Genomic DNA, 24,503 nt, shown 5'->3' with positions numbered 1-24,503 from the left:
ATCACCCCGAAGACTCCCTACCATTTCCGACCATTTCAGGGTAGAAGCGAATACGCATGAGGGGCCGAACATGCTCACAGCGCCATAGGGCCGAGACCGCCCTTGACACCCGCAGAACCCGACGACACGGTCCTGCCCTGGACTTTGCGACCAGTCTCGGCTAACAACGAAGGATTGAACCATTCGGGGCCATCGCCCGATTGGGGGGGACGCGCAGTGGCCGACGCATGGCTACCCGGTGCCGGACGCATGCCGGTCCAGCTGGACGGAGGACAGCTGAAAGGGGGTGCCCCCAGGGTCGTCTGGTTCACCAGTGAGAGCGACCCCCTGATGGTCTCCGCCCGCTCGACCGCCCAGGACCTGGCCAAGGAAGGGCGCCCGGCCCACCTGGTGTGGAATCCGTGCACCGGCGAGGCGATCCAGATGCTGCCCGCCACCCGCGCCGCCTGCCTGCTGGCCGACCCGGTGCGCGGAGAGGGCCGCACCTGCGTGCAGATCATGGTGGTGGGGCTGGTGCGCGAGCCGTTCACCAGCGGCCCGCTCAACGGCCTGGACGCGATCATGCGCTGGCTGGACGGCTGGGGGATCCCCCGCCGCTGGCCGGCCGGGCCGCCGCTGCCGGCGCCCCAGTCCTACCACGCCGACCGGCACCGCCGCCCCTGGGCCAAGGGCGGTCACTTCGGCGCCTCCCAGGTGCCCGGCTCCATGCTGCCCGACCCCGGGGACCTGGACATCCGCCGGATCACCGGCCAGGACACCCCGGTGGTGGAGATCCCGCGGCCCCGCACCCCGGCGATCTCGCCCGCCGGGCAGTCCCGGCTGCTCGCCCACGACCTGTCCAAGACGTCGCAGCCGCTGCTGACCCCGGGGGCGGTCTGATCCCTCGCGCCGGGCACGCTCAGCCCATCGCCTCCTCGATCAGGCGGCGGACGAGCAGGCAGCCGGCGCGCAGCCGGCCGGCCGGGGCGGCGCCGTAGCCGATCACCAGCCCGGTGAGCGCCGGCGGCCCGGCATAGTGCCCGGCGAGCGGATCCAGCAGCACGCCCGCCCGGTCGGCCCGGGCCGTCACCTGCTCGACCACGGCCCCGGGCAGCTCCACCACCAGGTGCAGCCCGGCGGTGGTGCCGCGCAGCGGCAGCCCGGCGAACGTCTGCACGACCATGGCGCGGCGGCGGGCGTACTCGGCGCGGACACGGCGGATGTGCCGGTCCAGCTCACCCCACTGCAGCAGCAGCCGGACGGCCTGCTGCGGCACCGCCGCCGTCCGGTCGCCCAGCTCCAGGCGGCGACCGGCGACCGCGGCGGCCAGCTCCGTGCGGGCGACCAGCCAGCCGACCCCGATGCCGGCGCTCAGCCGCTTGGACATGGTGCCCAGGTAGACCACGGTGTGCGGGTCCAGCTCATGCAGGGTGGGCAGCGGCGCCACGTCGTAGCGGAACTCCCCGTCGTAGTCGTCCTCGACGACGAGCGCGCCGCGGCGGCGCGCCCAGGCCAGCAGCGCCTGGCGCCGCTGCACCGGCAGCACGCCGCCCAGCGGGAACTGGTGCGCGGGCGTGGTGTAGATCAGCCGCAGATCGTCGGGGAGGCCGTCGACGATGAGCCCGTGCTCGTCCACCGGACACGGCACGATGCGGGCGCCGCGGGCGGCCAGCACCGCGCGCGCCCGCCGGTAGCCGGGCTCTTCCACGCCCACCCGGTCGCCGGGGCGCAGCACGGTGGCGGCGAGCATGTCCAGCGCGCCGGTCGCCCCGCGCGTCACGACCACCTGCCCGGGACGGCAGGTCACGCCGCGGCTGCGCCGCATGTGCTCGCACAACGCCTCCCGCAGCGCGGGCAGCCCCCAGGGGTCGGGACGGCCGCCCAGGGAGGCGGAGGCGGCCATCCGCCAGGCGCGCCGCCAGGCGGGCGTGTCCAGTCCTCCCTCCCAGGGCGCCCCGGGCCGCAGGTCGATGCATCCGTCCGGCTCCGCCCGCCGGTCCCGTTCCGGCTCGGGGCCGTCGCCGGCCGCGGCGGGCTCCTCGGGGCTCACATCGGCGACATAGGTGCCCGAACCGTGCCGCCCGTGCAGCCAGCCCTCGGCGTACAGCTGGGTGTAGGCGTCCATGACGACCGTCCGGCTGACTCCCAGCGCACCGGCCAGCGCCCGGCTGGAGGGCAGCCGTTCCCCGCGGGTCAGCCGTCCGGCCCGGATGGCGGCGCGCACCTGCGCGGCCAGTTGCGCGCTCAACGGCTCGGCCGCCGCGCGGTCCACGAACAGCGGCAGGTCCGGCTGGGCGCGCGGCGCTGTGGTGCCCGTGGCCGCCACCTCCCGAAGTGGTCTTGGGAAAACACCGGAAAGTGGCCCTGGGGAGATGGCCACTTCCCGCCTAGCGTAAGGCGCCATGACGAACCCTCTCCGGCCCGGGCCTTCGGGTCATGCGTCTTCTCCCGCCCTTCCGCGCCGCCCGCGGGGAGGTCCGCTGTCGGCCACCGAGCGCACCACGCTGCGCAGGGCGCGCGAGCGGGCCCGCACGGACCGGAGTGCGCTGCACGAGGTCCTCGACGCGGGCATGATCTGCCACCTGGGCGTCATCGTGGACGGCGCGCCGCGGGTGGTGCCCACCGCCTACGGACGCGACGGCGACACCCTCTACCTGCACGGTTCCACGGGGGCGCGCAGCCTGGCGGAGGCGGCCGGGCGGGAGGTCTGCGTGACCGTCACCCACCTGGACGGCATCGTGCTGGCCCGCTCGATCTTCCACCACTCGGTCAACTACCGCAGCGCCATGATCTACGGGACGCCCCGCCCGGTCACCGACCCCGGCGAGCGGCTGGCCGGCCTGCGCGCCATCTGCGAGCACCTCGCCCCCGGCCGCTGGGACATCGTCCGCCGGCCCAGCCGCAAGGAGCTGGCGGCCACCGCGGTGCTGGCGCTGTCGCTGGAGGAGGCGTCGGTCAAGGTGCGCCAGGGTCCGCCTCGCGACGAGGAGGCCGATTACGCGCTCGACGTGTGGGCCGGGGTCCTGCCGGTGCACCAGGTGTTCGGCGAGCCGATCCCCGACCCGCTGCTGCGCCCCGGCATCCCGCCTTCGGGCATACCGGGCCGATGAGGCGGATACCGCACCGTGATGTGGTTGGCATAATCTCGGCGCCATGAGCGGCCAGACACCGGAGGCGGGCTGGTACCACGACCCCTTCGGCACCCCCGGTCTGCTGCGCTACTGGAACGGCGCCCAGTGGACGCAGGCCACCCGGGCGGCCGAGGAGGCGGGCGTCGCCGCGCCCGCCCACGACGGCGCCGGACCGCAGGCTCCCGCGGCGTCTTCCGCCGGCGCGTCCCCCTCCGGCGAGGACTCCCGGCCGCCGGGCGGGAAGCAGCCCAACTGGAACCTGAGCCGCCCGTCCTTTGAGCCCCCGGCCGAGCCCCCGGCGCCGCTGCCCCGGCAGCCGGCCAAGGAACCGGCGCCCGCACCGCCCTCCGGCGGCAGCGGGCCGCTGTGGGCGCTGGGCGGGGGCGGCGCGCTGCTGGTCGTCCTGGTCGTGCTGGTCGCGGCGTTCGCCACCGGCATCGCCGGCGGGCGGGAGGAGCCCGAAGCGGCCCCCGCCGGTCCCACGGTCTCCCCCGCCGCTCCCTCGGCCGACCCCGCAGCCCGGTCCCCGGTGGTCGGGACGATCACCGACTCGGGGCTGTCCTATCCGCGGCTCGGCGGCCGGTGGCGGCCCCGGCCGCTCGATCCCGACGACAACCTCGCCCGCGCCTACGGGTTCAACCGCGTCCAAAGCGCCGTCGTCCAGGAGGACTACGACGGGACGGGAGGCCGGTACGTGGCCTCGATCGCCTCCGGCAGGCTGCCGGAGGCGATCGCCTACGACGGGCCCGAGGACCTGGAGGCGGCGATCACCGAACTCGCCCGGGCCATGGAGACCGAGCCGCCGCCCACCGGCAGCTACCCCGCCCACATCCGCGAGGACCTGCAGTCGCAGCCGCGCAGCATCGACGGGCACCGGGCCCACTACCTGAAGTTCCGGCTCTCCTTCCCGCAGGCCGCCGCCCGCGGCTGGAACTTCCGCACCGAGACCGTGGCCTTCGTGCTGGTCGATCAGGGCCCCGAGCAGCGTCCCAGCGTGCTGTGGGTGACCATGCCCGACAGCCATGTCAACGGAGGCGACCTGGAGCTGGTGGTGGAGTCGATCAAGGTCCCCTGAAGCGCTCCAAGCGTCGCCACCGCCCCGGCCGATTAGGGTGAAACCCATGAACGACCTGTTGGTATGGGCCGATTGCGAGATGACGGGACTGGACCTGCGCAAGGACGCGCTGGTCGAGATCGCCGTCCTCGTGACGGACAGTGAGCTCAACATCCTCGACAAGGGCGTGGACGTGGTGATCAAGCCTCCCGAGGAGGCGCTCGCCCAGATGTCCAAGGTCGTCCGGGAGATGCACACCGTCTCCGGGCTGCTGGACGCGCTGCCGGGCGGAGTGTCGGTCGGCGAGGCCGAGGAGATGGTGCTGTCCTACCTGCGCACCCACGTCCGCGACCCCAAGAAGGCGCCGCTGTGCGGCAACTCCATCGCCACCGACCGGTCGTTCATCGCCCGTGACATGCCCGCCCTGGACGCCCACCTGCACTACCGCATGGTGGACGTGTCCTCCATCAAGGAGCTCGCCCGGCGCTGGTACCCCCGCGCCTACTTCGCCAGCCCGCAGAAGACCGGCGGTCACCGCGCCCTGGCCGACATCACCGAGAGCATCCGGGAGCTGCGCTACTACCGTCAGGCGATCTTCGTCCCCCAGCCGGGACCGGACTCGGAGACCGCCCGCGCGGTGGCCGCCGAGGTGGTCGCCGCCACCGCCCGGGATTCGCAGTGACCCCTTTTCGGCATTCCGCTCCCGCAGCTCGGCACGGGTGCATCGCAGTCAGTGAGGAGACTGTGACCTGCGATGGCACGGCGCCGTGCACCCCCGGGGCCGTCGTCTCGGCCGCCCGAGACCACGTGCTGAAATCAGGTTCGGTGATGTCGATGCACGATCACCCCTCGAAAGCCGCTACACTTCTCTAGGCCGGTCATTCCGGCCCCGTGGTGGGTGTAGCTCAGTCGGCAGAGCACCAGGTTGTGGTCCTGGGTGTCGGGGGTTCAAGTCCCCTCACTCACCCTGATGGGCAGGCCCCGTCGCGATCGCACGCGACGGGGCCTGTGGCGTTTTCCGGCCCGTGCCCGCTCCCCGCTCGCACTTGCGTTTCGCTTTCGGCGGCCGGGGGCCGGCCGTTCGCACCGCGGATCCCGGCGGCGTTGTCAGTTGAACTTTTAACCGTCACTCGTCTCCTGACCACCGTTGTTGGATCTGGAAGATCGGCGGGTTATGCTCCGGCGTTATCAACTCCGGCGCTGGCCGAGCCGAACGACGGAGGGTGGATGAGCGTGCACGGAACGACCCCCCTGCGGGTCCTGGTGGCCGACGGCGACCCCGGCACCCGAGCCGAGGCGATCACCCTGCTGTCGGCCGGGGACCACTTCACGGTCGTCGCCGAGGCCCGGGACGGCTCTGAGGCCATGGAACTGGCCGAACGCCACCGGCCGGATGTGATCCTGCTGGGCTCGCAGCTCACCGGATCGGGCCGGCTGGCCGCCCTCAGCCGGCGCGCCCGCGTGTTCGTCCTGGCCGCGCCCGACGACCCGGCCGCCCGGCAGGCGCTGCACGCCGGCGCCTGCGGTCACCTGGTGCCCGGCTCCTTCACCCCGCTGGACCTCATCCGCGCCCTCCGCGACGCCAGCCGCGCCCGCCACGGCCTGTCCGCCCGCGAGGCCGAGGTCATGGACCTGATCGCCACCGGCCGCTCCAACGGCGAGATCGCCCGCCAGCTGTTCCTCAGCGAAAAGACCGTCAAGAACCACGTCAACCGCATCTACGCCAAGCTCGGCGTCACCTCCCGGGCCAGCGCCATCGCCCTGTGGCGGGGCGCCCTGCACCCGGCCGGCACCGACGAGACCCGCCCCGACAGCGCCTCCAGCCCCGCATCCCGATAACCGATTCGCGCACTCCGCCTGCTCCTGATAAAGTTCCTGACGTCGCGAGGGGCAAGCCCCCGATACGACAAGCGCCGTTAGCTCAATTGGCAGAGCAGCGGACTCTTAATCCGCGGGTTCGGGGTTCGACTCCCTGACGGCGCACCCGCTTCGTAAGGGCGAGCGCGAAGATGTCGCGTTCGCCCTGCGTCGTCATAGGGCACCCTGTTCCCCGTCCGTCCACCTGCGCCGTTCACTCGGCGAAGGGCGGTCATTCGTCCGGCAGGGCGAGTCGCCCTATGCGGCGCCGGCCGTCCAACTGCCTGAGCGCGCGGACCAGGTCGTCGCTGAAGACCTCCTTCTCACCGCGCTGGAACATGGTCTCCAGCGCGTCGCGCAGCCCCTTGGCCTCGCCGACCAGGCCCTGAGCGGCGCGCAGGGCCGCGTAGGTGGACTCGGCGTTCGCCGGGTTGATCCGGCCGAGGAGGTCGATGACGCCGAGGTAGCGCTCGATGAACTCACGCTCGGAGGAGGTCAGGGGAGGCAGCGGCGACGGCGCGTCCCCCTCACCCGTCACACCGACCCCCTATCCCCGGCCGACTCGTGACGCATGCCAGGTTATCCGGCAAGATGCGCATGTCATCGAGCGGTTCGGCGCTCCCCGCCGGTCGTCCCGGAGTGCGCGTCCCACAAAACACCGTGCGCTCAGAGCTGAAGGATCTCTCTCGGCCGGCCGCATGCCGCCCGGATGCCGAGCCCTTTTGCTGATCACACGTCGGGCAACCGGCCCTCAACACGGCGAGGCCCCACCGGACGGACCGCTGGCCGCTGAACCTTTCTCAACACGCCGTTCTCACCGGTCACGACGGGGACGTCGGGGGCGGGAACGCCGCGGCACCGGGGTCCTGTCCACGGTGCCTTGGCGCATGCGTTGAAAAGGCTCACTCCGCCCCCGGGAGGGGCAGCTTGCCGGGGCTTCCGGGCGGGGCGTCCTGGAGGCGGGCGTAGATGTCGCCGGAGCGGCCCAGGGGGCGGATCTTCTCCAGGCCCCGGACCAAGGTGGCGGCGTCGACCCAGCGTTCGCCGGCGAAGCGCATCGTTTCGACGGGTGAGTAGTTGTAGCGGTAGCCGCCCGCCTTGGCGCCCAGGCGTTCCACCAGGTCCAGGGCGGCCAGGGCGGCGTCGTGGGCCGAGGGGATGTACTCGAACGACAGGGCGCGCAGCGGGCGGGTGAGCCCGGACAGCACCTCGGCCTCAAAACCCTCGACGTCGATCTTGCAGAAGGCCGGCTCGCCGTGGGCGGCGATGAGGTCGTCCAGGGTGGTCACCTCGACCTCGACGGAGCGGTCCCAGCGCACCCGGGCGAAGCTGCGGTCGGTGGTCACCGCCTCGATCCACTGGCGCGACATCGTGGAGACCGTGGGGGTGGCGGTGGACAGCTCCAGCGCGGCCCGTCCCGGCCGCGCCCCGGCGGCCAGCGGGACGATGGCCACGCCCGGGTCGCGCCCGAAGAACAGGCGCAGCACCCGCAGGCAGTCCGGCTGCGGCTCCACCGCGACCACGTGCGCCCCCAGGCGCCGCCAGGCGCGCACCCGGCTGCCCACGTGGGCGCCGATGTCGAAGGCGACGTCCCCGGGCCGCAGGAACTCCCCGTACAGGCGGAGCATGCGCCGGTGCCTGCCGGGCACACCGTGGTACATCACCAGGGATCGCGCGATACCCCAGGCTCGCAAGAACATTCGCCGACCTCATCGAGTGCTGGTCCGTTCCGGGCGGGCCGCACGGCCCCATCGAAGAACACGGACGGGCTCCGCGCGGGGTTCAAGCCCTCTAGGCGGCGCCCGCTTCCGGGATATCAAATTGAAACAGGTTCTACTATGCTCGGCGGCATGCGGTTCAGCTACGCCGAGGCCATGACCGACCCGTCCTACTACCTGCCGCTGGCCCAGGCCGCCGAGGCCGCCGGGTATGCGAGTTTCACCGTGGCCGACTCCCTGGTCTACCCCAGGGAATCGGACGCCACCTACCCTTACACCGCCGACGGCAGCCGGGAGTTCCTGGAGGACAAAAGCTTCATCGAGCCGTTCTCCCTGATCGCGGCCATGGGGGCGGTGACCTCGAAGATCCGCTTCACCCCGTTCGTGCTCAAACTGGCCGTCCGTCCCCCGGTGCTGGTGGCCAAGCAGGCCTCCTCGGTGGCCTTTTTGACCGGCAACCGGCTGGCGCTGGGCGTCGGGCTCAGCCCCTGGCCGGAGGACTTCGCGGTGATGGGGGTGCCCTGGGAGCGGCGCGGCAGGCGGATGGACGAGGCCATCGAGATCGTCCGCGGGCTGACCGCAGGCGGGTACTTCGAGTACCACGGGGAGTTCTTCGACCTGCCCCCGGTGAAGATGTCCCCGGTGCCCACCGAGCCGATCCCGATCCTGATCGGCGGGCACAGCGAGGCGGCGCTGCGCCGGGCCGCCCGGCTGGGCGACGGGTGGATGCACGGCGGCGGCGACCCGGCCGAGCTGGATGCGCTGCTGACCAGGCTCGCGGAGCTGCGCGCCGCCGAAGGCACCGCCGACCGGCCGTTTGAGATCCATGTGATCTCCCCCGAGGCCTATTCGGTGGACGGGGTCAAACGCCTGGCCGACAAGGGCGTCACCGACGTGATCGTCGGGTTCCGCAACCCCTATGTCAAAGGACCGGACACCCAGCCGCTGGCCAAGAAGATCGAGCACCTGGAGCGGTTCGCCGAATCGGTGATCGCCAAGGTGAACCCTTGACCCAAAACGAGAACACGTTACAGTTCAGTCATGATCGACTCCCCCGACGTGCTGTGGCAGGCACCGGAGGGCGACCATCCGGCGCGCCGGGCGGCCCGGCGCTCCATGGCCGCGGCCGCCGCCGGGCGCAAGGACGAGTGGCTGGCCCTGTTCGCCCCGGACGCCCTCGTGGAGGACCCCGTCGGCCCCTCGATGCTGGACCCCGAGGGCAAGGGGCACCGCGGCCACGAGGGAATCGGCCGGTTCTGGGACGAGCACATCGGTTCGGCGCGGGTGCGCTTCCGCGTCACCGACTCCTTCGCCAACGGCCCCTGCTGCGCCAACGTCACCACCATCACCACCACCCTGGACGGCGGCGCCACCATGACGATCGACTGCGTGATCGTCTACACGGTCGACGAGAACGGCCTGATCACCTCACTGCGCGCCCACTGGGAACCGGACCGCGCCCTGGCCACCCTCACCGCGCCCTGACGCCCACCACCGGGCATCAGTCCATGTGGTCGAGGACCTGACCGCGCTCGGCCGTGCCCATCAGTTTCAGCAGGCGCGCCGCCCGGTCGGGATGAACCAGCAGGATGCGGGCCACTCGCCGGGCGTCCATCCGGTCCAGGATCGCGCCGACCCGGTCGGCGGGGATCCGCTGGATGAGCGCGGCGGCCCGCTGCGCGTCCGCCGGCAGGCGGTCCAGGACGGCGGCGGCCCGGCGAGGGCTCATCCCGCTCAAGATCTCCGCCCTGCGCGCCGGTGACAGCGGTTTGAGCAGCTCACCGACTCGCTGCCAGGGCAGGTCGTTCAGTATGCGGGCGGCGGCCCGCGCCGGCAGTGCCCGCATCAGGTGCGCCGTGGCGGGATCACCGGTGGGGAAGGCCGCCAGTATCGGGGCGGTGGCCCCCGGCGGGACGGCGGCCAGCAGCCGGGCGGCCTGCTCGCCGGGGATCCGCCCCAGCACCGCCGCGGCCGTTTCGGGACGGGCGTGGGCGAGCATCGCGCCGGCGAATTCCTCGCCCACCCCGAGCACCACGGTGACGGCCTCATCCGACCCCGCCGCCAAGCGGTCCAGCCGCTGAGCGGCCGTCCGCGGCCCCTGCTCCCGCAGCAGCGCCACCGCCTCCTGCGGGCTGTGCGCCACGATCGCGGCGAACCCCCGCGGCGACTCGGGCTGCGACGGGGCCGGTTCTCGGGGCGGGGCGGGGCGCTGCGGCCCGGGCGCCGTGCCCTGCGGGTGAGGCGTGCTCCGCGGCTCGCCCCCGCCCTCCGGCCGCACGGGACGCGGCCGCCGCCGGGCGCGCTCCGTCTCGATGATCTCTACGAGCATGTCGCGGGCCTGCGCGGCCTCCAGCCGGCGGTCGGGGTCCTTGACCAGCAGCCCGGTGATCACGGGGGCCAGCAGCCGCCCCGGCGTCAGCGGAGCGGGCTCCTCGTTGATCAGAGCGTGGATGACCTGCTGCATCTGCTCCCCCGGGAACGGCAGCCGCCGTTCCACCGCCTGGTAGAGCGTCACCCCCAGCGACCACAGGTCGGACGGCGCGCCGGTCTGCCCGTTGAACCGCTCCGGAGCCATGTACCACAGGCTGCCGACCAGGATGCTCTTGGTCGTCACCCGGTAGTCCTCGATGGCGGCGTTGCCGAAGTCGATCAAGCGGACCCGCTGGGACAGCGTCTCCCTGTGCACGGTGGCCCGTTTGATCAGGATGTTGCCCGGTTTGACGTCGCGGTGCAGCACCTGCTGGGCGTGCGCGGCGGTGAGGGCGTCCAGCACGGCCAGCCCGATCTCGGCGGCCTGCAGCTCGGTCAGGGCGGGCCGGCGCTCGATGAGCTCCGACAGCGGCTCGCCGGCCACATACTCCATGATCAGCAGCGGTTCGCCGGGCGCCTCGATGAGGTCCAGGATCTGCACGATGTTGGGGTGCTGCAGCCGGGAGATCGCCCGTGCCTCCCGGAGCACCCGGGCGGGGGTGATCAGCGGCTTGCCCTGCGGGGTCAGCAGATCGGTGCGCAGCTGCTTGATGGCGACCTTGCGTTCCAGCTTGCGGTCCCAGGCCAACCAGACACTGCCCATGCCTCCTTCGCCGAGCTTGCGGATCCGGTCGAAGCGGCCGCCGCCGAACTGACCCGTCACCTGGACACTCCCACGTCGTTCCTCGCGCTCCCGAGCTGCCGTGACCTGCAATGTCATGGCCTCGGACACCGCCCGGGCCCGTCTTCGGCGCCCAAGACCACGTGTTGCAAGGGTTCACCGGGCCGGACGGCCACGGCGGGCGAGGGATTCAGTCGTCGAACTTCAGCAGACGGTCCCCCTCGTCGCCTCCGGACGAGTCCGGTCGCCTGGAGTCGGACGCGGCGGCCGCCCGCGGATCGGCGAAATCGTCGGTCACCGACCGCGGGGAACCGGCGGCGCCGTCCTCTCGCCCGCCCGAGAAGGGAACGGAGTCCCAGACCCCCGAAGCGGGCTCCGCCCTCCGGCCCTCGTCGTCGCCGGGATCGTCGCTCCACCCGTCGGAGGCGGCGCCGGCCCTCCGGTCGGCGGCGGTTCCCTCCTCCCAGCCGCCCGGGGACGTCTCCTTCCAGTCGTCGAGGTCGTCCCGCCGGCCGTCCTCGAAAGCGCCGTCACCGAAGTCCAGCCGCTCACCGTCGTAGCCGCGCACGTTGGCGTCGGGCATCTCCATCAGCCGCCTGGAGTCCTCCGAGGGGTAGCCCTCCTCGGGAAGACGGCCGCCTGTCTGCGCCGGCGCCGGACCGTCGGGCATCGGGGTGGTCGGCTTGGGCGGCGCCTCTCCCCCTTCCGATCCCGGTGGGTCGGGGGGCATCCCCCACAGCTTGAGGATGTCATCGCTGAGGGCCTGCCCATCCGCGCCGGCGCGGCTCTTGACCTGGGCGCGCAGGAGCTCCTCGCGTTCCCTGTCCTTGAGGATCCGCTCGTAGTTGTTCTCCGGCGCGAACAGCATCAGCAGCTTGACCAGCACCGGCAGGATCTCGATGGCGGTGAACAGCAGGATCAGCAGCCGGTGGGCCCGCCCCATGGAGCTGTCGCGCTCCGACAGCCGGTCCAGCGCCTCGATCCTGGCCAGCAGGCCGTTTGCGTTGCGCTGACGCTCTTCGAACTGCCGGCGCAGGCTCTCCTGCTGGCGGATGCGATCCTCCAGCCTGCGCTGCACGCCGGGCAGCGCCGCCTTGGCGTCGGCGACCCGCTGGGCGCGGCTGGCCTCGTCGTTGGCGTTCAGCTCCCGCTTGCGCTTTTCGATCTGACCGTCGATCGTCTTGATCCGCGCCTCGGCGAGGTTCAGCTCCCGGCGGGCGGCGTCGGCGAGCGGCCCCGGCCCGGTGGGCTTGCACGGCCCATACAGCTGGCAGTCCAGCTTCTTGACGGCCTCGTCCCGGGCGGTCTCGGCCTCCTTGAGCTGCGCGCGCAGACCGCGGATCTCAGGGTCGGCCTCCGGGTCGCTGGGGGCGTCGCCGCCGCTGGCGATGATCCTCTGCAGCTCATCGCGCTGGGCGGTCAGCGCGGCGATGTCCCTGCCGACGTCCCCTTCCCGCTGCTGCCGCTGGAAGGCGTCGGCCTTCTCCTGCTGCATCCGGGAGATCTCCGCGACGATCTCCGGCTCGAAGATGCGGAGCACCAGGGGAGTGGAGATCACCAGGCCGAGCAGCACGGCCAGCAGCAGCCGGGGCACCGTGGTGAGGATGTTCTGCACCCAGGAGCCGCGCTGGATGGTGGCCACCAGCCAGCGGTCCAGCAGCATGATGCCCACCGCCCAGGCCACGCCGAAGGGCACGGCCACCCAAAGCGACGCCTTCACCGCGCTGGCCAGGGCATAGGTCATGGCGACACCGGCGATCGTGCCGGTGATCACGATGGCGCTGCCGATGCCGATGTACTTGGGCCTGTCGCCGGGGCTGTCTTCCAGGACGTCCTCACGAGCGCTGGAAAGCCACACCAGGATGTTCTTCAAGCAACTCCCCCCGTGTTGTCGGCCTTTGATCGTCCATCCGTCCGAATGCGGCCAGGGTGTCCGGGTGAACTCGGCGGCATCATGTCCTGAACGGAGACTACGCGAGGATTGACACAAAAAAGAGAGCCTTGGCGCGCAAAGTCCCGCACGGATCCGGGAGCGTCTCCGCCACGACCCCCGAAACGACCAGCGGCGGAACACGCCCGGTCACAACACCTGAACAAACCGACATCAGGTGCTCTATGTGTCAAAATACTCAAAACCGCCTGTCAGCCCGTTGTACCATCCCTACTCAGAGGCCTGTCGATACGAGCGGTGACCCATGGGGGCAATTACAATCACATGTCCGATTATGTATGGTCTCACGGGTCGTATATGGCGGGTCTCTTTTGACATGCCCTGACATGGGGACCGCCCATAACATCGGCGGTGATCTGCGGTCACCGCCCCAAGGCGCCCCTCGTCCCCAGCCCGCAGACCGGCCGAGGCCCGGGGCGCGGGCCTTCGGTGCCCGGGCCGCACCCGGCCGGGCGGAAGCCCGATGTCCCTGTGGATGCCGGCACCCCAGAGCCGTTCCCGTACGAGCCGCACTCCCCGGTGAGTGCCTCAGCGCATGAGGACGCCCTATGCCTCGTCATGAGCAGGTCCCCTGCCCGGTGTGCTTCGCGCCCACGGGAAAGGACGAACCGTGCGAGGAGTGCGGCTGGCAGCCCCCTCCCCCCGGCACCCCCACCCTGGTCCAAGAACAGCGCATAGAGGACGCCCAGCGGCTGTTCGACGCGATCGCCGCCGCCCGCATCTCCCCCGTAGAGGGCCAGGACCTGCCCTACATCCGCGGCAAGCGCCCCAGCGACACCGAGTGGGTGATGGCCCGCCGGCAGGCCCGCGTCGACACCGACTCCGCCGAGGAGTTCCGTGACCGCCTCAGCCGGACATTGGACGAGGCCCTCGATGACGGGCGGCTGAGCATCGTCGAGGCCGGCCGGGACGGGATCGCCGTGACCGTCGTCGGGGTGGACGGATTCGGCCTGCCGCAGGCGCGACGGCGCCGCACCGTGCCCTGGCAGGTCCTGGTGCCCATGCTGGCGAGCGGGTCCGCCGAAGAGCTGCAGTTCCGGCTCGCCGGGGGGTTGGGCGGGGTGGACCGGGTCAGGCTGTGGGCGGGGCTGGAACGCGCCCTGGCCCAGCGGCTGCCGCCGCTGGAGGGTTCCCGGATCCTGCCGGTGTGCACCGCACCGGGCTGGCCGGTGCCGGAGCGGGCGCTGACCATGCTGCTGCAGGGCCGCGCCCAGACCCCGGTCAGCAGGCTGAACGGGGCCGACGTCGATGCGCTCATCGCCGAGGCGATGGCCGCCCTGCCGCTGCGCGACCACCTGGAACTGGTGGTGGCCCGAAAGGACCGGCGCACCGGCCGGATGTTCCTGGACGGCATCCGGCTGTTCTCCCGGGGCGAGCGGGCCGGCGCCGAGCGCAGCCTGACCATCCGGTGCGTGCATCCCCATCCCGACGGCATCGTGCTGGCCGTGGTCGCCTGGCGGGACGACGGCCCCCGCGCACTGCAGGTCGGCTCCGTGCACCTGGGCGAAGGCGAGCACCGGCTGCGCGCGGTGCTCGCCGGAGAGGGCCGGATCCGTTTCCTCGAACCCGCCGGGGTCACCCCCGAGCACCGGCCCTGGTCGGCGCTGGTGGCCACGCTGCCCGACCGGCTCGCCCCCCAGATCACCGAACTGGACCTGATCTGCCTGCTGGACCTGTGCGAAGACGGCCTGACCGCCCGCCGCCGCCTGGCGGCCGACTTCATCAAGCTGGCCGCCCGCCGGCTGCCGGAGACCGACCGGCTGCGGGTGGCCGTGATCGGCTACGGCCGCCATGACTTCCGCATGGAGGCCGAGCAGGCCAAGGTGCTGCAGGGCAAGTGGCTGACCCGGCCCGCCACCGCGCTGGAGGCTCTGGAACGGCTGCGTCCGGCCCCTTCCGACCGCATCCCCGCCTCGCCGGTCGAGGACGCCCTGCACCTGGTCGCCAAACGGCTGGCCACGATCCCGCCCCGGCGCAAGGTCGTGCTGGTGACCTTCGGCCGGCGGCCGCCGCACCCTCCGCGCGAGGACCCCAGCGGGCTGCTGTCCTGCCCGCACGAACACGACTGGCAGGCCCAGCTGCGCCGCATCCGGCAGCGCCCCGGGCTGCTGAGCGTGGCCGTGCTGGATTCCGCCGAGCATCTGACACCCGCCTGGCGGCGGATCGGCGGCGACGCCCTGCTCCGGCTGGACATCACCGACGCGCACCGGCTCGCCGCCAAAACGCAGATCGTCGTCCCCGAATCCGGCCGGCTGGCCTTCCCGCTGCCGGTTTCCGAAGGTTGAGGTGACCATGAGCCTTGAAGCGATGAACCGCCCCGGCGCACCCGTGACGAAGATGGCCAAGATCGGGCTGTGGGGGGCCACCAGCAGCGGCAAGACCACCTTCCTGGCCGCCCTTTACGTGGCGGCCAACCAGAGCCAGGGCAAGTGGAACATCATCGGGGTGGACCAGCCCTCGGTGGACTTCCTGGTCGACAACACCCAGATCCTGACCAAGGAACGGCGCTTCCCCAGCAAGACCGAGGGCATCCAGGAGTACAGCTGGACGATCATGGGGGAGACCGAGCGGGTCGTCAAACACCGCTGGCGCAAACGCACCGAGTCCGTCCCGCTGCACTTCCAGCTGGATCTGATCGATGCCTCCGGACGGCTCTTCAGGGGAAAGGAGAAGGACCGGGCGGAGGAGATCAGCGAAGAGCTGGAAGACATCGAGCTGGACTTCGACGACCCCGCCGAGAGCGTGGGCGAGTCCGGCGACGCGTTCGACAGGCTGGTCAACCACCTCACCGAATGCGACGGCATCGTCTACCTGTTCGACCCGCTCCGGGAGAACAAGGACGGCGACGAGTTCCACTACTTCCAGCAGGCGTTGCAGAACGTCACCCACCGCTGCATGCAAAACGGCCGGCTCGCCGGCCGGCACCTGCCCCACTATCTGGCCGTCTGCATCACCAAACTGGACTCCCCCAAGGTCTTCCACACCGCCCACAGACGGGGGTACCTCACCTTCGACCCCGACGACCCGTACCTGTTCCCCCGGGTCCGCGAGGACAAGGCCGAGGACCTGTTCCGGGAGCTGTGCCACCTGTCGCCGACCCGCAGCGCCCTGCAGGTCCACGACGCGATCAAGACGTCCTTCGCCCCGGAGCGGGTGCGTTACTTCGCCACCTCGGCGGTGGGTTTCTACCTGAGCCCGACGGCGACCCGTTTCCAGGCCTCCAGTTTCCAGAATGTGATCCCGCATCCGACGCAGCCGGGGGAGTACACGATCCGGGGCGACATCCACCCGATCAACGTCCTTGAGCCCTTGCTGTGGCTTGGTCAGGTGACCAGACGATAGGAGCGCGACGCCATGGCGACGATCACGGTCGAATGGGCACTGTGGAGCGAAAAACCGGGGGCCACCACCGACTATGGCCTCCTGTCCTGCAGCAACGGCCGGCTCCGTTCCAGCCATTTCAAAACGATCATCACCCGTTTTCACCCCGGCACCCCCGATGGGGACAAGGCGCTGCCCCGGGTCACCGTCGGCGCGTGGGACGTCGCCCAGCAGCCCTACCTTGGGATGGCCATCCAGAACATCTCAGAGAACTACGACGGCGCCGGCCGCAAGATCGCGCCGACCCGTTTCTTCGCCTTCCCTTATGCGTCGCTGGCCGAGCAGCCCGTCTCCTATTGCGACCTCTACCAGGAGCTGTCCGCGCTCCCCCTCCCCGAGACCGGGCACGGTCAGCCGTTCGAGGTCTCGGTCCGGCCCTTGGACCCGGCGGTCATAGCCAAGGACCTGAAAGAGCCGGACGCCGCCGATCCGGTGCTCACCGCCGTTCTCTCCTCGCTGCTCCAGGGCAGGCGCGTCTGCCTGACCCAGGCCGAACAGGCCTCGTTCAAGGACCGGCTGCGGTATCTCGACGTCACCGCCGCGCTGCTGCCGTACGGCTACCGCGCCAAGCTCACCGCGACCACCTGGGCCAACAGCGCCACCCAGCACAAGCTGCGGCTGTTTTTCTCCCGGCGTTCCGCCGACCCGCAGACCACCCATCTGCCCTGGCTGGGGCATCCGCACATCGACGTCCCCCAGGACGCCTACCTGCGGGATCTGCGGCGGCTGCTGCACGAGCACGGTCCGGCCGAGGTCATCGCGCATCTGGCCAAGGAGACCGAGGCACGCCGTTTCGACGAGGCCGGCGAAGCGGTCCGCGCCCTGCACAAGGTCAAGGCCCGGCTGGAGCGGCGGCGGATGCTCCCGCACGGCACCGCCTCCCCGCAGGAGCTGCGGAACTGGCTCGACGGCGACGACCTGGCCCCCCAGGAGGCGGAGGCGTGCCTGCGCGGGATCCTCCGTCTCCCGGAGCCGGACCGGCAGGACCTGCTCCGCGTCACCCGGTGGTTGCCGAAGGTCCTTGAGCGCACCGGATGGGAGCCGTGGCGGCAGCCCTTGATCGGGATGATCTCCCGGCTGCTGTGGCTGGAAGAGGACGGACCCGTGGTCGGCATGTCCGACCGGACGCTGGGGCTGGAGGAGGACCGCCCGCTGTACGACCTGCTGTCGCACCTGCGCCGGCACGAGGTGGACGACTTCTTGGCGCAGGTGCTCCGGGCCCGGCCGAGACCTCCCCAGCCGGAGCCGTCCGGCCGGCGGCTGGCCCGAGCGGCCCGCCTGCTCCTCACCGGTTCGGGGCATGACCTCGCCGGCCTGCCGCACACCCAGCAGATCCTGGACGGCGACGTCCCCCTCATGCTCGCGCTGATCGCCGAACTGCTCGCCGGAAGCGGAGGGGCGGAGTTTCAAAGCGCGTTCGTCTGGGTCCAAGACCGGCTCCCCGAAGAGCTCAGGACGCTCGTCACCCGGCTGGCCGACCCGCACGACTTCGAGGACATCTCCATTGACGAGGTGGCGCTCCTGGCCGGCTACGGCATCGGCTCCCTGCTGCTGATGCTGAACATCGCCGATCAGTGCCGCAAATTCCGTTATGTCGGCGAAGCCTTTCTCCAGTGGTTCATCCGCCAGCAGCACACCGGCCCCATCGACAATGTTCACTGGGGCAAGGAGCTGTGGCTGCTAGAGCCGAAGGATCCGGTGACTCAGGCGGCGGTCGACGTCATGCTGCTGGCGGCGGACCGTCAACCCCGCTGGATCACGGACGTTCCCCCCCAGGAATGGAGGGACTACCAGGGAACCTTCTCCTTTGCCTGGGAGCGTCCCTGGGCCGACAAGGAGCGGATGGTCGAAGGGCTTGCCGACTGCCTGCGCCACCAATCATGGCAGGACAGACCGAACCGGTTCGAGGACGTGCGCCGGTTGCTGGACGAACTCGGGCTGTTGAGCGTTCCGGCCATACGCTACGCCCTCGAGCATGGTCGCCTTCACGAGCCGTGGGACACCGAGTGGCGGCAAGAGGCGCCCTCGCGCTCCGCCCCGGACAAGACCCAGGTCCTCCCGCCTCAAGACGGCGCCCCTCCCGCCGTGCCCGGACAGTCGCCCGCCCTGGACAGGAAGCATGCTCAGCAGGCCCTCGACTTCATCGTGGAGATGTTCCAAAGAAGTGAGCACCCGGAGACCACCTACGCCCTGCTGTCCCAAAAGCACTTGCTCGTCAATTCCGATGTCGCGGTAGAGGTCGTCGAACGCCTGCCTCTTCGGATTCAGCAATGGCACGGCAGCGGCATCACCGGCCAGCAGTGGGCGGACGCTCTCATTGAATACCTCAGCACCGGACGGTTCGAACCGAACGTGCCGGCGGCGGACTTCCAGCGGGCCTACCTGCGAAGGATCATGGAACGGATGTCCGATGAGAACCGCCGCCTGCAGAAACTCAATGCCTTCACCAAGGGGCGGGTGTTCGACGATGATAAAAATCACCAGCAGGTCGCATCCCTGGTGAAGGCTCTCAATGAACTGCTCGGCAAGAAGCGCTCGCGGGGCCGCGGCCGCGGCGCCCACGCCAAGGAGAACCCAGATTCCGGAAAGCTGCTGCGGCGGCTGAAACGCGGCCAGGGTGAGACAGCTCAGGGGCCGGCGCAGTGAACCCTTTTCCACCCATGACCCCAGACACCGGGAAATATTCCGCCTTTCTTTCCGTCCCGGGGCCTGCGGCGGGCCGGCTCCGGATTCGAGCCGGATGAGGACGCGGAGCGATGGCAGTGATCAAAGCCGAGTGGGCGGTGTGGGGGATCTCCCCGGAGACCGGCGGCGCGTACACGGTGCTCGCCCATAGCGAGGGACGGCTGCGTGCCTCCCACTTCGAGACGATCATCACCCGCTTCTCCCCCGGCACCCCGGACGGGGAGGCGGCGCTGCCCCGGCTGACCATCGGGACGGTGGAGGTCTCCAAAGTCCCTCACCTGGGTTTGGCCCTGCAGACTCAGGAGCCCGGCCATCTGTGGGAAGCGTCCACCACGCGGTTCTTCTTCTTTCCCTTCCAAGCCCTGGGCGAGGCCCGCTCCTCCTACTCGACCCTCTATGAGCACCTGTCCGGGGTCGAACTGCCCGAGGCCGGCACCGGCCCGCTGATCACCATCGATCCGCCCGCGTTCGACCCCGCCGCCGTTCCCGGGACGCCCTGGGAAGCCGAACCGGACCCCGCCCTGGCCGCCGCCTTGCTGGTGCGGGGACGGCGCCTGTGCATCACCCAGGCGGAGGAGGCCTCCCTGGAGGAACGGCTGCGCTTCCTGGACGAGGTGACGGCCTGGCTCCCCTACGGCTACCGCGCCAAGCTCACCGCCACCACTTGGGCCAACAGCGCCACCCCGCACCGGCTGCGGTTGTTCTTCGCCCGCCATGCCGCCGGCCACGGCGTCATGGAACTGCCGTGGTCGGGGCGGCTCACCCCCGATCCCCTCATCGTGCAGGAGCATCTCCTCCCGCTGCGCAGGGCGGTCGAGAGGCTCGGCGCCGCGGCGGTGATCGGCAGGCTGGCCGCCGACACCGCCCCCCGCTCCTGTGACGACCCCGGCCCCGCCGTCCGGACGCTGGAGGAGATGGCGCACTCCTTCCAGGTGCCGGGCGCGGAAGCGGACCTGGAGGAGCTGCGCGCCTCGTTCGACTGCGAGCCGATCCTGCTGGACGCCCAGCACCGGGCGGCCGCGTGCCGGGCCCTGGCCCGGCTGATCGAAAAGGCCGAGCCGCAGGACTGGCCCACCATCGAGCGGTGGTGGCGGGAACTGGCCGATGAGGACGTCACCACGCTGCTGACCGCGCTGCTCGGCAGATGCCGGCGGCTGCTGTGGTCGGGTGAGCGCACCGGGATCACCGAGGCCCTGCCGCTGGCCTACCAGTACGGCACCGGAGACGACTTCCTGGCCTCCCTGGTCACCCCGCCGGACGGGCCGGAGAGGGCCGCGGTGCCGGGGGCGCGGCACGCCGCTCGGCTGGTCCACGACAGCGTGCTCGTCTCCGGTGACACCAGAGGGCATCCCCGCACGCTGCGAGCCGTCCTGGAGAACCCCCTGCTATTGTGCGCGTTCATCGCCCGGCTCGGCGCCGGGGGCCGGAGCGCGGAAGGGCTGCGCTGGCTGTCGTCGGCTCCCCACGGGGACTCAGAAACGCTCTTGGCGCTGTGGAGGGTGCTGGCCGCAGAAGATCCTCAGCCTCCGGCGCCCGAGCTGCTTTGGCGGCTGAACGCCTCCGGACGCGACTGCCTGGCGGTGCTGCTGGAGGGGGCGGCCGAGTCCGGGCGGCTGCACCTGGTGCTGCGGCCTTTCGGGGAGATGCTGGCCACCGGGCGGATCCCCGCCGGCGACTTCCCCTACTGGGCCGAACGGCTGGGTTCCTTGAGCTCCGCCGACCCGTCCCTGGCGAGGTGGACCGACGCCCTGCTGTCGGGGTCCACCGCGCACCTCGGCGATGATCCGCTCCCCGGCTCCGCGCCCTCCCCCGGGCGGACGGCCGACCTGTCCAGGGGCACCGCGGCCATCGCAGAGGAGCTGCCTCCCCTTCAGGGGGCCGAAGCGGTCGTGTACCGGCTCTGCACGGGTTACCGGCGCGGCCTGTCCCTCGACACCTGCCTGCGGCGCCTGGGCGACGCCGCTTGGAAGCCCACCCCGGCGCTGGCCGTCGCGGTGGTGCGCGGGCTGGCACCGGCGCTGCTCGCGCACGGCGCGACGGCGGAGACCGCGCAGGCCTGGAGCACCGGCCTGGCCCAGCGGCTGGCCCGCGGCGACTTCGGCCGCAAACTGGCCCGCCGGTTCCGGCGGGAGCTGCTGACCGCCGCCATCGGCGACATCGGGGACCGGCTGGCCCTGGTGAGCGCGGTCGCCGGCGAAGGGCCGCCGCTGACGGGCGGGCACCGCCTGGAACTGCAAAGCATCCACGCCGAACTGGGGCGGCTGCTGGAGCAGCCGCCCGCCGGGCAGCGCCCGCAGCCCACCGGCCGGCAGCGCGATCCCGACCGGCCTTCGCACCGGCAGCGCGGGGGCGCGCGCCTGCCGTGAGCCGGAAGGCGGCCTATTTGATCAGGACGTTCTTGTAGAAGAGGTTGGCCCGGCGTTCGCCCAGGTCGCCGGAGGCGAAACCGAAGAACAGGCGCATCTGGCCGGAGGCGGTGCGGTAGACGGCCATGCCTTCCGGTTCGCGGTAGGGCAGGGAGGCGCCCGCCTTGGTGAGGGTGGGGCCGGCGATCCGTTTGCCGGTGTTGAGGTCGATGGTGGAGAGCCTGGCGTTGCCCGGCTTGGGGTTGCCGGGGCCGTAGGCGGTTCCGTAGTAGGTGTACAGGTACCTGCCGTAAAGCGCATAGCCCTGGAAGACTTCGCCTTTTTGAGGCGGGAGGGCGACGTCGACCAGCCGCTTGTGGTAGCGGCGCGCTTTGATGTCGGCCAGTTTGTAGACGGCGACTCGCCGTCTGCCGTTCTTGCGGTAGCGCATGGCCAGGCGGCGGTTGACCGGGTCGATGGCGGCCGTGACGCTCCTGATGCCCGGGATGGGCCGGTATTTGGCAAGGGCCGGAGAGTCGCCGGTCAGCGTCTTTCCGTGGACGAACTTGAACCGGGCCAGACGGGTGCCGCGGGCGCTCGCCCCGACGGGATCGACCTCGACCCACAGGTAGGTGTTCTTGCCGGAGGGCTCCACCCCGATGGATATGCCGTGCCCGAACCCCCTCAGGTACATGTGGCCGGTGCGTCGTCCGGAGAAATCCAGCCGATTGATCACCAGGTCGCCGCTTGCGTCGGCGGAGGGCTCATCGACGAGCTGGGCCACGAAGAGCCGCTTGTTGCGCGGGTCGAACCCGAAGCCCTGCATGACCCGCCCGGATTTCAGCCGTTTGTTCAAAAACAGGGCGCGGGAGGGGGCGGTCAGGTCGAAGCGTTTGGAGGAGGGCAGGCCGCCGGTGCGGGCCGCCCGCAGCCGCGGCTCGATCTCCGTACCGGCCGTCGCGCATCCGCTCAGCAGCACGGCGAACGCCACGACGGCCGCCTTCGCCCCGTTGTCCCCTCTGCCGCCGAATGCCCGTTGCGCCACGCAATATCCCCCGATCCAGCCCGGAATGAAAACACGAGCAGATGGCACGATACCGGCATGCCGTCCGCCGTCGGCCGATCGACGCGGCCTTTAAATCTTTTTCGGTTCCCCGACCCGGGGATCACACTTTTTCGACACACCTCGGCGGGATCCGAAAACGAGAGATCCCGCGTTATACACAAAGATCCGACATCGCCATAGAAGCCTCATTGAAACATGCACGCCATACAATCAGATAAATCCCTGATCCCGGGACTATATGAAAGAACAATGAAAGCTTCCCGCCCCCGGGGACATCACCTTGCAGAACCTGACAGTCGGGGACACCGGCGCCCATGTGCGGGAAGCGGCATCGCGCTGCGCGACATCACCCGGGTCCACTCCCCGCCGCACCGGTGCCGACCAGGGTCTACGGCAGGTGGAAGCCGAGTTCGCGCCCGGCCTCGCGCAGCCCGTCGCGCACCGACGGGTGCGCCACGTGGTCGATGATCTGCCGGGCCTGCTCACTGGCGTCGTGCCCCCAGATCGCGGCGGTGCCCTGCTCGCTGACGATGAAGCTGTGCTGGAAGGAGGTGACCGGCCCGGCCAGGCGCGGGATGACGGTGGACACCTCGGCCTTGGGGTGCCAGGACGGCAGCGCGATGATCGCCCGGCCGCCGGGCGAGTGCAGCGCCCCCACCACGAAGTCGGTCTGCCCGCCGAAACCGGAGTAGATCATCCCACGCACCCGGGCGGCGTTGGCCTGCGCGTACAGATCCACCTGGAGCGCGGAGTTCACCGACACCAGGCGGGGCCGCCGGGCGATCAGGGCCGGGTCGTTGGTCTTTTCGGTGCGCAGCATCCGCACCCGGCGGTTGCGGTGCATCCACGCATACAGCTCCGGGGAGCCGAAGGCGAAGGACGCGGTGATCGGGGTGTCGGGGCGCAGGGCGCCGGCGCGTTCCAGGGCGAGCACCCCGTCGCTGAACATCTCCGACCACACCGCAAGGCCCGTGCGTCCGCGCAGGGAGTCCAGCACCGCGTCCGGGATCGCGCCGATGCCCAGCTGCAGCGTGGCCTCCGGCGGGATCAGCGAGGCGACCCGCTGGCCGATCCGCCGGGCGACCCCGGTGCGGGGCCGGGGCTCGGGGGCGGCCAGTGGCCGGTCGGCCTCGATGGCGTAGTCGATCTCGTCGGCGGGCAGCACCGCGTCCCCGTAGGTGAACGGCATCCGGGGGTTGAACTGGGCGATGACCAGCCCGCCGCGTTCGCGCACCGCCTCGATCGCGGCGGGCAGGATGTTGACCTCGATGCCGAGGGAGACCGCCCCGCTCGCCGGGACGGTGGTCTGGATCAGCACCACGTCCGGCGGCAGCGTCTCCTTCAGCAGGTTCGGCACCAGCGACAGCCGGCAGGGGAAGTAGCGCAGCCCTTCGCGGCCGCGCATCCCGGCCCCCACGAACGGCGTCTCCAGCACCACGCCGTCGCGGTCCGGCACGCCTTTTTGGGCGTTCAGCATGAACAGCCGGTACCGCGCCACCGTCTCGTCGAGGATCCGCAGCGCCCGGTGGGGGGTGGCGAAGTTGCCGCCGGCCACCACGCGGGGGTCGTCCGGCACGCCGGCCAGCACGGCCGCCAGTTGCGATTCGGAGATCACCCGCACGTCCTCACCCCCGGTGATCTCGGCGAAATGCCCCCAGATCACAAATGATCGCGACAACCGGCAACCTACCCGCGCCCGTGCGGCCCGAACGGCGGCCTGCGGTCCGGCCCCGTGCGCAGGGCGCGGGCGGCGAGGTGTGAGCGTTCGGAAACGGGCGCTTATTGCCGATGCCGCCGTCCGGTAATGCACGGCCGCTGAAGTATGCGGTCAGGGCGTGAGGTGCGCAGCGGCAAGAGGCCCGGCGCGTGCGCGGGAGGGGCTTGCTGTCGGGAGGTGGGCATGCCGGAGATGTACTTCCAGGTCTGCTGGCCGGACGGTGTGGTGCAGCGCTGTTACTCGCCCTCGACCATCGTCGAGGACTTCTTCACCCCCGGCACCGCCTACCCCCTCAAAGAGTTCGTGGAGCGCAGCCGGATGGCGCTGGGCATCGCCTGCGAGCGGGTGCGCGCCGTCTACGGGGTGCCCTCCCGGGCCGCGACCGGCCAGCTGGCGGAGATCGAGTCGGCCGCCGCCCGCTATGCGGACATGGACGGCGCCAAGGTGACCGTGGAGGCCCTGCTCGACGCCTACGGGAACGTCCGCTGACCCCGGGCGCGCCCCGGCGTGCGCAAACCTCACCGAATG

The 24,503-nt window shown here is 71.1% G+C and carries 19 protein-coding genes and 2 tRNA genes; 14 read left to right on the top strand and 7 right to left on the bottom strand.

The genetic code is table 11. The features are described from left to right. Positions 1-249 precede the first annotated feature (249 nt). Positions 250-879, top strand: a complete 630-nt coding sequence (locus tag BUE48_RS06245) for a hypothetical protein (protein ID WP_012851625.1) — start codon at positions 250-252, stop codon at positions 877-879. 19 nt (positions 880-898) lie between these two features. Here BUE48_RS06245 and pdxR read toward each other — a convergent pair whose 3' ends face one another. Continuing rightward, entirely contained in the window at positions 899-2,305 is a 1,407-nt protein-coding gene (pdxR, locus tag BUE48_RS06240; protein ID WP_245536996.1) for a MocR-like pyridoxine biosynthesis transcription factor PdxR, read from the bottom strand. A gap of 154 nt (positions 2,306-2,459) precedes the next feature. On the opposite strand from pdxR, the gene BUE48_RS06235 reads away from it, so the two are divergent. From BUE48_RS06235 to BUE48_RS06210, 6 genes are all read left to right on the top strand, one after another. Then, entirely contained in the window at positions 2,460-3,089 is a 630-nt protein-coding gene (locus BUE48_RS06235; protein ID WP_041441048.1) for a pyridoxamine 5'-phosphate oxidase family protein, read from the top strand. A gap of 43 nt (positions 3,090-3,132) precedes the next feature. Continuing rightward, positions 3,133-4,185: a DUF2510 domain-containing protein gene (locus BUE48_RS06230; protein WP_286989268.1), complete on the top strand. Its 1,053-nt coding sequence runs from the start codon at positions 3,133-3,135 to the stop codon at positions 4,183-4,185. A gap of 46 nt (positions 4,186-4,231) precedes the next feature. Beyond that, positions 4,232-4,846, top strand: a complete 615-nt coding sequence (gene orn / locus BUE48_RS06225; protein WP_012851621.1) for an oligoribonuclease — start codon at positions 4,232-4,234, stop codon at positions 4,844-4,846. A gap of 212 nt (positions 4,847-5,058) precedes the next feature. After that, positions 5,059-5,131: transfer RNA gene (locus tag BUE48_RS06220), tRNA-His, on the top strand. Between the two features lie 260 nt (positions 5,132-5,391). After that, positions 5,392-6,003 (top strand): response regulator transcription factor, encoded by a 612-nt coding sequence (locus BUE48_RS06215; protein ID WP_012851620.1) that lies wholly within the window; start codon positions 5,392-5,394, stop codon positions 6,001-6,003. A gap of 71 nt (positions 6,004-6,074) precedes the next feature. Continuing rightward, positions 6,075-6,147 (top strand) — tRNA-Lys (locus BUE48_RS06210). Between the two features lie 106 nt (positions 6,148-6,253). On the opposite strand, the gene BUE48_RS06205 is transcribed toward BUE48_RS06210, so the two are convergent. Then, positions 6,254-6,559, bottom strand: a complete 306-nt coding sequence (locus BUE48_RS06205; protein WP_012851619.1) for a hypothetical protein — start codon at positions 6,557-6,559, stop codon at positions 6,254-6,256. Positions 6,560-6,923: 364 nt separating this feature from the next. Next, entirely contained in the window at positions 6,924-7,649 is a 726-nt protein-coding gene (locus BUE48_RS06200; protein ID WP_286989264.1) for an FkbM family methyltransferase, read from the bottom strand. Between the two features lie 222 nt (positions 7,650-7,871). Here BUE48_RS06200 and BUE48_RS06195 point away from each other — a divergent pair, with 222 nt between their 5' ends. Both BUE48_RS06195 and BUE48_RS06190 read left to right on the top strand, forming a co-directional pair. Continuing rightward, a complete protein-coding gene (locus BUE48_RS06195) occupies positions 7,872-8,750 on the top strand; it encodes a TIGR03619 family F420-dependent LLM class oxidoreductase (protein WP_041441045.1) in 879 nt (292 codons plus the stop codon). 30 nt (positions 8,751-8,780) lie between these two features. After that, on the top strand, positions 8,781-9,224 hold the full coding sequence (locus BUE48_RS06190) for a nuclear transport factor 2 family protein (protein WP_012851616.1): 444 nt from the start codon (positions 8,781-8,783) through the stop codon (positions 9,222-9,224). Between the two features lie 16 nt (positions 9,225-9,240). On the opposite strand, the gene BUE48_RS06185 is transcribed toward BUE48_RS06190, so the two are convergent. Next, entirely contained in the window at positions 9,241-10,872 is a 1,632-nt protein-coding gene (locus tag BUE48_RS06185) for a protein kinase domain-containing protein (RefSeq protein ID WP_012851615.1), read from the bottom strand. A 148-nt stretch (positions 10,873-11,020) separates the two neighbouring features. Continuing rightward, the gene (locus tag BUE48_RS06180; protein ID WP_286989261.1) at positions 11,021-12,703 is read right to left on the bottom strand and encodes a DUF4407 domain-containing protein; all 1,683 of its coding nucleotides are present in this window, start codon (positions 12,701-12,703) and stop codon (positions 11,021-11,023) included. Between the two features lie 626 nt (positions 12,704-13,329). Between BUE48_RS06180 and BUE48_RS06175 the strand changes: the two genes are divergently transcribed. The 4 genes from BUE48_RS06175 (at position 13,330) to BUE48_RS06160 (ending at position 21,213) form a co-directional block, all read left to right on the top strand. Beyond that, positions 13,330-15,066, top strand: a complete 1,737-nt coding sequence (locus BUE48_RS06175) for an amino acid adenylation domain-containing protein (protein WP_286989259.1) — start codon at positions 13,330-13,332, stop codon at positions 15,064-15,066. Between the two features lie 7 nt (positions 15,067-15,073). After that, positions 15,074-16,123 carry a hypothetical protein gene (locus BUE48_RS06170; protein ID WP_012851612.1) on the top strand — a complete coding sequence of 350 codons (1,050 nt, stop codon included), beginning with the start codon at positions 15,074-15,076 and terminating at the stop codon, positions 16,121-16,123. 12 nt (positions 16,124-16,135) lie between these two features. Next, a complete protein-coding gene (locus BUE48_RS06165; RefSeq protein ID WP_012851611.1) occupies positions 16,136-18,808 on the top strand; it encodes a hypothetical protein in 2,673 nt (890 codons plus the stop codon). A gap of 110 nt (positions 18,809-18,918) precedes the next feature. Further along, positions 18,919-21,213, top strand: a complete 2,295-nt coding sequence (locus BUE48_RS06160; protein WP_012851610.1) for a hypothetical protein — start codon at positions 18,919-18,921, stop codon at positions 21,211-21,213. 13 nt (positions 21,214-21,226) lie between these two features. Here BUE48_RS06160 and BUE48_RS06155 read toward each other — a convergent pair whose 3' ends face one another. Both BUE48_RS06155 and BUE48_RS06150 read right to left on the bottom strand, forming a co-directional pair. Next, a complete protein-coding gene (locus BUE48_RS06155) occupies positions 21,227-22,237 on the bottom strand; it encodes a phage baseplate protein (protein WP_148232942.1) in 1,011 nt (336 codons plus the stop codon). A gap of 409 nt (positions 22,238-22,646) precedes the next feature. Further along, positions 22,647-23,936 carry an acetyl-CoA hydrolase/transferase family protein gene (locus BUE48_RS06150; RefSeq protein WP_286989255.1) on the bottom strand — a complete coding sequence of 430 codons (1,290 nt, stop codon included), beginning with the start codon at positions 23,934-23,936 and terminating at the stop codon, positions 22,647-22,649. Between the two features lie 222 nt (positions 23,937-24,158). Between BUE48_RS06150 and BUE48_RS06145 the strand changes: the two genes are divergently transcribed. Then, positions 24,159-24,464 carry an MSMEG_0570 family nitrogen starvation response protein gene (locus BUE48_RS06145; RefSeq protein ID WP_286989254.1) on the top strand — a complete coding sequence of 102 codons (306 nt, stop codon included), beginning with the start codon at positions 24,159-24,161 and terminating at the stop codon, positions 24,462-24,464. Positions 24,465-24,503: the final 39 nt, after the last annotated feature.

Source organism: Thermomonospora sp. CIF 1, assembly GCF_001896795.1.
GTDB lineage: Bacteria > Actinomycetota > Actinomycetes > Streptosporangiales > Streptosporangiaceae > Thermomonospora > Thermomonospora curvata.
This window is presented reverse-complemented; position numbering and strand designations above follow the sequence as displayed.